General features: G+C 69.2%; 4 protein-coding genes. All 4 read left to right on the top strand.

Features of this window, described 5'->3' with window-relative positions:
* Positions 1–138 precede the first annotated feature (138 nt).
* Complete coding sequence (locus OXK16_13855; protein ID MDE0377029.1) at positions 139–996, top strand: molybdopterin-dependent oxidoreductase; 858 nt, start codon at positions 139–141, stop codon at positions 994–996.
* Positions 993–1,868 carry a xanthine dehydrogenase family protein subunit M gene (locus OXK16_13860; GenBank protein MDE0377030.1) on the top strand — a complete coding sequence of 292 codons (876 nt, stop codon included), beginning with the start codon at positions 993–995 and terminating at the stop codon, positions 1,866–1,868. The genes OXK16_13855 and OXK16_13860 overlap by 4 nt, the downstream gene beginning before the upstream one ends.
* The gene (locus tag OXK16_13865; protein ID MDE0377031.1) at positions 1,868–2,359 is read left to right on the top strand and encodes a (2Fe-2S)-binding protein; all 492 of its coding nucleotides are present in this window, start codon (positions 1,868–1,870) and stop codon (positions 2,357–2,359) included. Before OXK16_13860 ends, OXK16_13865 begins: the two co-directional genes overlap by 1 nt.
* Before the next feature lie 24 nt (positions 2,360–2,383).
* Positions 2,384–2,762 (top strand): Rieske (2Fe-2S) protein (locus tag OXK16_13870; GenBank protein ID MDE0377032.1); only part of this gene is annotated, 379 nt, incomplete at its 3' end.

Genomic DNA, 2,762 nt, shown 5'->3' on the forward strand with positions numbered 1-2,762 from the left:
CGGGTGGGGGGGGGGGGGGGCCCCGGGCCGCGCGGGGGGGCGCCCCGCCCGGGGCGGGGGGTGTCGCCCCCCCCCCCCCCGGGGGGGGCGCCGCCCCCCCCCCCCCCCCCCCCCGGGGGGGCGCCCCACGCCCTGGGGTTGGACCCCGATGACGTCACGGTGGTGATGGGCGACACGGACCGGGCTCCCTACGGGCTGGGGGCATGGGGCAGCCGCTCGGCCATCGTGATGAGCGGATCGATACTCATGGCGGCCGATCGGCTGCTTACCAAGGCCCGGGACATCGCCGCCCACCTGCTGGAGGCAGCGGCCGAGGACGTGGTGCTGAGCGACGGCAGCTTCCATGTTTCGGGGAGCGAGGCGCCCACGGTGAGTTGGTCCCAGGTGGCTACGTCCGCTTGGGTTCGCACCCTGGACCTACCTCAGGGCATGGAGCCCGGCCTGGAGATGTCGGGGTATTTCGAGCCGCCCGATCTCGAGCACCTTCCCGACATGTCCGGCAAGGTCAATGCGGCCGCCAGTTGGTCCAACGGTGCCCACGCCGGCGTGGTGAGCGTGCGGATCAGCACCGGGGAGATCAAGATCGAGGACTACGTGGTGGTCCACGACTGCGGCACCATGATCAACCCGATGATCATCGACGGGCAGGTCCACGGAGGGGTGGCGCAGGGGATCGCGGGGGCGATGTACGAGCACTTCCAGTATGACCCCGAGACCGCCCGGCCCCTCTTCGCCTCCTTCATGGAGTACCTGTATCCCACCTGTTCCGAAGTGCCGGCTATGACCGTCGAGCATTTCGAGACACCCTCGCCCGAGCAGCCTCTCGGCGTCAAGGGTTGTGGAGAAGGTGGGACCATCGGCCCGGCCGCGGTGGTCGCCGGCGCCGTGGATGACGCCCTGGCCGACCTCGGGGTGGAGATCAAGGCCACCCCGGTGACCCCCTCGGCGATTCGGGAAGCCATACGGGAGGCAACCGCCGGAGGGGGTGAGCGATGAAGCCCGCCCCGTTCGACTACTACCGTCCCGCCACCGTGGAGGACGCCTTGGCCGCCCTCGGTACCTCGGAGACGGCCAAGGTCCTGGCGGGCGGGCAGAGCCTGATCCCCGCCATGAACTTCCGGCTCTCCCAGCCCGACCTCCTGGTGGACATCGGCGGCGTGGAGGGCTTCGACCGGCTGGAGGTCGGACCCTCCGGCGTCATGATCGGCGCATCGGTGACCCAGAGCCGGGTGATGGCCTCGGATGAGGTTGCGAATGCCGTTCCCGGGCTCCGACGGGCTCTGCATCATGTAGCCCATCTCCAGATCAGGAACCGGGGAACAATCTGCGGCAGCATCGCCCATGCCGACCCGGCCGCCGAGTTGCCGGCGCTGGCGATCGCCTGCGGCGCGACCCTGTTCCTCCAGGGACCGGCGGGGGAGAGGACCGTGGATGCCGGCGACTTCTTCCTGGGCCCGTTCTGGACGGACCTTGGTGAGGGCGAGATCATTACCGGGGTTCATTTCCCTAGCGAGCCGGCAGACACCGTTACGTTCCTGGATGAACTGGCATGGAGGTCGGGCGATTTCGCTATCACGGGGCTGGCGGGGGCTCTGGCCACTCGAGGCGGAAGCGTTAGCGGAGCCCGGATGGTCAGCTTCGGAGTGAGCGGAGCGCCTCGCCGGATGACCGGCGCCGAGCAAGCCGTGCTCGGCTTCTCGGCGGGGGACGACGGCTCGGCCGTTTACGGCGCCGCGTACGAGGACGGCGCCGACGCGGTGGATGACGTTCACGCTACGGCGGAGTACCGGCGGGAGGCGCTGGGCGCCCTGGCGGTGAGGAGCGTCCGGGCGGCGCTGGCAACCAACGGCAACGGGACGGGGGTGTGATGATGGGTGCCAATCCGGGCTCGCGGGAAGTCGACGTCTCGGCGACGGTCAACGGGACGCAGGTGACCCACCGGGTTCCCGCCCGCTTGCTGCTGTCCGACTTCATCCGTGACGTCGTGGGCCTGACCGGTACCCACGTGGGGTGCGAGCACGGCTACTGCGGGGCCTGCACGGTGATCGTCGACGGCGATGCCATCCGCTCGTGCTCGACCCTGGCCGTCCAAGCCGACGGGAGCACCATCCGAACCGTGGAGGACCTGGCCACGGACGGGGACCTCACGCCGATGCAGCAGGCCTTCCACGAGAACCACGCCATGCAGTGCGGCTTCTGCACCGCGGGATTCCTGATGACCCTGGAAAGCGTCGACCCCGACGACTACCGGGAGGCGGAGCAGGTGGTGGATCTGCTCTCGGGCAACCTGTGCCGGTGCACGGGGTACCAGAACATCGTCAACGCGGTCTGCTCGGTGTGGGAAGTCGAGCGGAACTGAGAACCTAGGCACAAGGAGGCGAGCGTGACCACCCGACACGCAACCAGCGACTACCTCGACGTTGCCGCCGAGAACCGGCTCTACGAGGAGATGCGGGACAACTTCTGGTTCCCGGTCGCCTACTCCGATGATCTCAAGGACGAACCCCAGGCCTTCACCCTGTTCGAAGAGCAGTTGGTGGTGGTCCGCCTCGACGGCGCGCCCCGCGTGTTCGAGGATCTGTGCCGTCACCGGGGAGCGGCGCTCTCCCTCGGCAAGGTCATCGACGGTTGCGAGTTGCGTTGCGGCTACCACGGCTGGACTTACGACGCAGAGGGTCGGGTCACCCGCGTGCCTGCCCGTGAGGAGCTCTCGCCCGCCTTCCGGAACATCCGGGTGCCGTCGTTCCCGACGGTCGAGGTGT

The sequence above is a fragment of the bacterium genome (assembly GCA_028821235.1).
Lineage (GTDB): Bacteria > Actinomycetota > Acidimicrobiia > Spongiisociales > Spongiisociaceae > Spongiisocius.